Source organism: Streptomyces sp. ADMS (assembly GCF_033441795.1).
GTDB lineage: Bacteria > Actinomycetota > Actinomycetes > Streptomycetales > Streptomycetaceae > Streptomyces.
This window is the reverse complement of record NZ_JAVFVX010000213.1, coordinates 1-5,737: the sequence shown is the minus strand read 5'-3', so window position 1 is coordinate 5,737 and position 5,737 is coordinate 1. Positions and strand designations below refer to the sequence as shown.

Here is a 5,737-nt window from a genome sequence, read left to right as displayed (position 1 = left end):
CTTGAGGGCGCCGGTGTCGGTGCCGTGGGAGAAGACCTCGTAGGCGTCCTCCATCTGGCTGAGGCCGAAGGTATGGGTGACGAGCTGGGAGATGTGCAGGCGTCCGGATGTCACCAGGTCGAGCAGCCAGGGTGTGGAGGAGGTGTCGACCTGGCCGGTGCTGATCGTCATGTTCTTGCGCCACAGCGCCTCAAGATGCAGCATGGCCGGCTTACCGTGCATGCCGATGTTGGCGATATGCCCGCCCGAGCGTACGACCCTTGTGCACAGGATGAAGCTCTCCGGATCTCCGGCCGCCTCGATGGCCACGTCGGCGCCAGGACCCTCGGCCAGATCGGCGATCAGCCGCCCCGGCAGTTCGGCGGAGTCGGCCCCCAGGCGGGTTGCGGCTTCGAGCCGGGAAGGGGACCGGTCCACGGCGATGATTCTGCGCGGCGAGTAGATCCGCGCGGTGATGACCACGGCGAGTCCGACGGGGCCGGCGCCGACCACGACGACGGTGTCCCCGGGGCTCACGTGTCCGTTGCGCACGCCGACCTCGTAGGCGGTGGGGAGGACTTCGGCGAGCAGGACGGCGTCCTCCAGCGTCACGGCGCCGGGCAGTCGTCGTGTGGAGTAGTCGGCGAAGGGCACCCGTACGAACTCGGCCTGGGTGCCGTTGATCAGATTCCCGAGGATCCACCCGCCCCCGCCGCGGCACTGTCCGTACGTGCTGTCACGGCAGAATTCACAGCGTCCGCAGGCCGAGACCGACGACACGATCACCTGGTTCCCCGGGGCGATGGAGTGCACCTCGCGGCCCACTTCCACCACCTCGCCGACGGCCTCGTGGCCGAGGACCGTTCCTGGCTTCACCTCGGGCAGGTCGCCGCGCAGGATGTGCAGATCAGTGCCGCAGATGGTCGTGGCGTCGATACGCACGACCGCGTCGGTCGGGTCCTCGATCGCCGGATCCGCGACCGTGTCCCAGGAGGTCTGTTCGGGGCCGTGGTAGACGAGTGCTCGCATGGTCACCCACTCCCTGGCTACCTCGGCTGCCTTCCCTCCACCGTCGCCCTCGCAGCACGTCGGGGCAACTGGGACTGTCGGAGTCCTCAGGACCGTCGGACAGCGCAGATCAGTGACAGCCAGCCGCTCAGCCCGGCCTCGTCGGTGCTCCCGCACCGGAAGCCGACATGCCCGTCCGGGCGGACGGCCATTACTAGTCCGGCTCCATGTAGGGACGACGGAAGACCGGGGCCTGGCTGTCGGCGTGCGGGCGGATCGCTGCCAGTGCCTGGACCACCGCGGCCTCCAGGGAGCCGCTCGTGTCGACCCTCACGGCCTCGGGCCATCGCGGTTCCGTGGCAGCCATGACGGCGGCCACGTCGGGGCCGGCGTCGGACGCTCCGGGCGCGCGGGTGGCGAGGCGGGTCGTGGTCACCTCGCCCGGAACCTGGCAGTGCAGGGCGACGAGGTCGGCGTGGGTGTGCTCGGCCATGCGCAGAGCGGCTTCGCGCTGTCCCGCGTCGTGCCAGGTGGCGTCCAGGACGACGGACTCGCCCTGGGACAATAGGGCCGATGCGCGGTCGAGCAGGGCGGCGTAGGTCTTGTTGGTCCACTCGGGTGTGTACAGGCCCTCGCCGTAGGCGGCGGCAGCCGGCTGCTCCGTGGGGATGCCCGCAAGTTCCTTGCGGAGGCGGTCGCTGCTGAGCAGGGTGACGCCCAGGCGGTCGGCGAGCGCGCCGGAGAGCGTGGACTTGCCGCTGCCCGGGAGGCCGCCGACGAGGGTCAGGCCGACGGCGGAGGCGCGCAGGTGGTGCAGGGCGGTGGTGATCAGTCGGCGTGCTGCCGCCTCTGCGCCGGGCGTGCCCTGGCGTGCCTGGATCAGGGAGACCTTGGCACGGACGAACGCGCGGTAGGCGACGTAGTGGTGGCGCAGGGAGGGCGGTGCCGGGTCGCCGGAGTACTCGCCGTACTCGGCGAGGAAGAACGCCGCGGCTTCCGGGGCGCCGAGTTGTTCCAGGTCCATGGCGAGGAAGGCGGCGTCGTCGAGGCCGTCGACGTAACGCAGGTGGTCGTCGAACTCCAGGCAGTCCAGGACGCGCGGGCCGTCGTCGAGGCAGAAGATGTCCTCGGCGAGCAGGTCCCCGTGGCCGTCGACCACCCGCCCCTGCGCGATCCGCGTGTCGAACAGGGGCTCGCGGCCGGCGAGGTAGCGGCGCACCAAGCGCTCGATCTCCTCCACCCCATCGGGCGCGGTGCCATCGTCGGACAGGGCGCGGACCTGGGCGAAGCTCGCTTCCCAGCGTGAGGACAGTGCGTCGCGCGTCCCCTGCTCGTTCACCTCCCCGCTGTGAGGTGCGTTCGCGTGGTGGGTGGCGAGCAGCCGGGCGACGGCGCGAAGGGCGTCGTCGGTGGCCGCGCCTTCCCGTACGAGTCGGGAGAGGCGGCGCTCGGTGGGCATGCGGCGCATCACCACGACGGGCTCGGGCGCGTCAGTGTCCGGGCTGCGGAATTCGCCGACGCCGAGGTAGACGTCAGGGGCGAAGCGGCGGTTGAGGACGACTTCCCGCTCGCAGGCTGTCCGCCGGGCGGTCACCGTGGTGTAGTCCAGGAACGTCAGGTCGACCGGCTTCTTCGCCTTGTAGGCGCGGTCTCCGACGAAGAGCACCACCGCGGTGTGGGTCTCGCGCACCTCCGCGCGCGGGAGGGACGGGGTCGCGGGGGCGTCGGCTCGCCGCACCGGCGCCATCGGCTCTTCGTGGTGGCTCGGCTCAGTCATGGGGGACGACGGCGACAGGACAACGGGCGTGGTGGGCGGCGGCCTGGGCGACGGGGCCCAGGCGTGGTGCCAGGGGAGGGTGGTGCTTTCGTCGGCCGACGACCAGCAACTCGGCGCCCGCGGCGGCTCCTACGACGGCCCTGGCGGGGCTGTCGAGGCGGATGGTGTCAGCCACAACCACGCCCGGGAACTTCTCACGCCAGGGGCGGAGGGCCTGGCTCAGGCTCTTCTGCGCGTCCTGCCTTTCCTCTTGAGTCACGGTGTGGTCGACGCCCCAGGGGGCGTACGCGTGGATCGGCAGGCTGCGGCCATGGACCACGCGGACGGGTACGCCCCGCGCCGCGGCGGTGGTGAAGGCGAATTCGAGCAGCTCGTCGCACGGGCCGTGCAGTTTCAGTGCCACCACCACATCGCCTGGTGCACCTGATTCGGGGGTGTGGCCTTCTTCCCGCCGGTTGGCGCGGACCAAGACCACAGGCCGCTCGGCGCGTGCCACGACGGACATGCTGATGTCGCCGAGGAAGTAGCTCTCCACGGGAGTCAGGCCCCGCGAGCCGAGCACGAGCATCTCGGACTCCGACGCCGCTTGGAGCAGGGCGTTCTGGGCGTCGTCGGCGACCAGGTTGCCGACGACGGTGAGGCCCGGGTTGCGCGCCTGAAGTTCCGCCTGGGCGTTGTGCATGAGCCGCTTCGCCCAGTAGTTCTGGTCGACTTCCGCAGGGATGCGGGTCGGTTCCGGCGCGAGCAGGGGCCACGCGTGCAGCAGGCGCAGGGTGAGATTGCGCCGCTCGGCTTCGTCGGCGGCCCAACGAGCGGCGGCGAGGCTCTCGGGTGAGCCGTCGAGACCCACGGTGAGGACTCGTTCCATGGCGACTGCCTCCATCTCGTACGAAGCTGGAAGGACGGTGAGCGTGGTCACTGTCCGGACTGCTGCCGCCCCGTGCGTCGGTGGCCGTGCAGGCCGGCTGCGGGGCGTGCTCGATGCGACGCACGAACGTCGGCGCCGACCGACAGAACACGGCGCTTCTACATCGAGGAGTACCCCAGATCTCCTCGCGGCGCATGTGGGCTCCGGCGAGGCGGCGCGCAAGGGCGTGAAGGTCCGGAACGAAGGAGGTGGGAGCGGTGGTGGTTCCCCTGGTGGTCGGCATCGACGGGTCCGAGGCGAGTCTTGAGGCGGTGGACTGGGCCGCGGATGAGGCGGTCCGGCACGAGGTGCCACTCCATCTCGTGCACGCGGCCGCAGTGGATTACGAGGCGCCCGACCTGGTCGCCGTCGCCTCAGAGCGAGCCCGGAAGGGCGCGCCGACCGTGCGGCTCTCCAGTGAGGTGCTGCACGAGGACGCGGCGTCCGCCCTAGTCGGCAAAGGGCGCAATGCCTTCGTGCTGGTACTCGGATCCCGAGGGCTCGGAGATCTCACCGGACTGCTCCTGGGCTCGGTCAGCCTGGCCGTGGCCGCTCATGCCGACTGTCCGGTAGTCGTCGTGCGTGGTGGGGTGGAGCACCGTGCCGACCGGTTCGGGAGCGTCGTCGTGGGAGTCGAGGACGGGGACGGCAGCGGTACGGCTGTGGAGTTCGCGTTCCGCGAGGCCCATGTGCGGCGCTGTCGGCTGGTGGCTGTGCACGCCTGGGGTGTCCCGGTCGGGAACCCGGGGCCTCCGGGCCTGTCCGGATACGCCCTCCAAGCCCTGCAGCGCCCGCCGGAGCAGGTGCTGGCTGACGCGCTGCGCGACCCCGCGCAGCAGTACCAGGACGTTCCTGCGAGCAGTGAGGTGGTCGAGAGCTCGGCGCGACGGGCACTCCTGGATGCCGCGTCCGGTGCTGATCTGCTCGTCGTCGGGGCCCGCAGGCGACATGGGCACGTCGGCCTGCAACTGGGCTTGGTGAACCACGCGGTGCTGCATCACGCGCCGTGTCCGATCGCGGTCGTTCCGCAGATATGAACCGGTGACGAGCGACGAGCAGGTGGGTCGAGTGGCCGGTCGGCAGGGACCTTCGGCCCCGTGATCGGGCTCCGCCGTCGTTGGAGGGTGGTGAGGGAACCAGACGAGGTGGGGGAACGCACCAGCAACAGCTGGAGGCCAGACCATGAGCGCACAGGATCCACCGCACGCACCCGGTCCCCACCGACCGCACAAGGAGCAGCACCCGCCCAAGGGCGCGAACCCACTGAGGCGCACGTCCGATCGGGTCGAGACCTGGTGCTCCGGTTTCCTGCTGGCGGTCCTTGTCCTCGGACTGCCCGTGGCTTCGGTGAGCGCGGGGCTGGCATTCCACGAGTCGACGATGCGCACCGTTCAAGCCCAGTCCGCAGAGCGGTTCCAGGTCACCGCCCGGGTGACCTCGGCCCCCGAAGCAGCACCGGGCAGTGCCGCAGACGAGAAGCAGAAGGCACAGCTCAGCTGGATCGGTGAGGACGGCCGGCAGCAGACGGGAACCGCCCCCGTACCGCTGGACAAGACCGCAGGCTCGACCGTGCGGATCTGGGTGGACCGGGACGGAACCGTTCAGGACCCCCCGATGTCCGCGAGCAACGCGAATGCCAGCGGCTGGCTGATGGGCGGCATGACAGCGGTCGGCGTGTACACCGGCTACGTCGCCGCGCGCAAAGGCGTGCGCCTGGCGCTGGACCACAGAAGGTACGCGCAGTGGGACGCCGAATGGGACCGGGTGGAGCCCCTGTGGTCCACGCGGTTCCGCAGGTGACAGGCCCGGGCCCTGGGGCGTCGTCCAGGAGGTGACGCAGATGTCCGATGCGACGACCACCGATCTGTACGAGGTCACGATGGCGATGTCGTACCTGCGGGAGGGGATGACCGGCCCGGCGACGTTCAGCCTGTTCGTCCGCGACATGCCGCCCGACCGCGGCTTTCTGGTGGCCTCCGGCCTGGAGTCGTCGCTGGACTTCCTGTCCGGCTTCCGGGTCGACGCCGAGGACGTCGATGCCTTCGCCTCGGCACTGCACCGGCCTC

The 5,737-nt window shown here is 70.6% G+C and carries 5 protein-coding genes and 1 pseudogene; 3 read left to right on the top strand and 3 right to left on the bottom strand.

All coding sequences use genetic code 11. The features are described 5' to 3' along the window. The 3 genes from RB628_RS39160 to RB628_RS39150 all read right to left on the bottom strand — a co-directional run. Nucleotides 1–1,008: alcohol dehydrogenase catalytic domain-containing protein (locus RB628_RS39160; protein ID WP_318325419.1), on the bottom strand; the 1,008-nt coding region annotated here is incomplete at its 3' end. Between the two features lie 193 nt (nt 1,009–1,201). Further along, nucleotides 1,202–2,764, bottom strand: a complete 1,563-nt coding sequence (locus tag RB628_RS39155) for an AAA family ATPase (RefSeq protein ID WP_412180798.1) — start codon at nt 2,762–2,764, stop codon at nt 1,202–1,204. Continuing rightward, nucleotides 2,757–3,632: a universal stress protein gene (locus RB628_RS39150; protein ID WP_318325418.1), complete on the bottom strand. Its 876-nt coding sequence runs from the start codon at nt 3,630–3,632 to the stop codon at nt 2,757–2,759. Before RB628_RS39150 ends, RB628_RS39155 begins: the two co-directional genes overlap by 8 nt. Before the next feature lie 257 nt (nt 3,633–3,889). On the opposite strand from RB628_RS39150, the gene RB628_RS39145 reads away from it, so the two are divergent. The 3 genes and pseudogenes from RB628_RS39145 to RB628_RS39135 all read left to right on the top strand — a co-directional run. After that, nucleotides 3,890–4,708 carry a universal stress protein gene (locus tag RB628_RS39145; RefSeq protein ID WP_318325416.1) on the top strand — a complete coding sequence of 273 codons (819 nt, stop codon included), beginning with the start codon at nt 3,890–3,892 and terminating at the stop codon, nt 4,706–4,708. 145 nt (nt 4,709–4,853) lie between these two features. Next, on the top strand, nt 4,854–5,471 hold the full coding sequence (locus RB628_RS39140) for a hypothetical protein (protein WP_318325415.1): 618 nt from the start codon (nt 4,854–4,856) through the stop codon (nt 5,469–5,471). A 40-nt stretch (nt 5,472–5,511) separates the two neighbouring features. Next, nucleotides 5,512–5,737 (top strand): annotated as a pseudogene (locus RB628_RS39135) (nicotinate phosphoribosyltransferase); the annotation flags it as partial.

What these genes read in the sequence shown, in the direction of transcription:
- RB628_RS39155 (WP_412180798.1), bottom strand. Translation starts at nt 2,764, where the DNA reads ATGACTGAGCCGAGCCACCACGAAGAGCCGATGGCGCCGGTGCGGCGA.
- RB628_RS39150 (WP_318325418.1), bottom strand. Translation starts at nt 3,632, where the DNA reads ATGGAACGAGTCCTCACCGTGGGTCTCGACGGCTCACCCGAGAGCCTC.
- RB628_RS39140 (WP_318325415.1), top strand. Translation starts at nt 4,854, where the DNA reads ATGAGCGCACAGGATCCACCGCACGCACCCGGTCCCCACCGACCGCAC.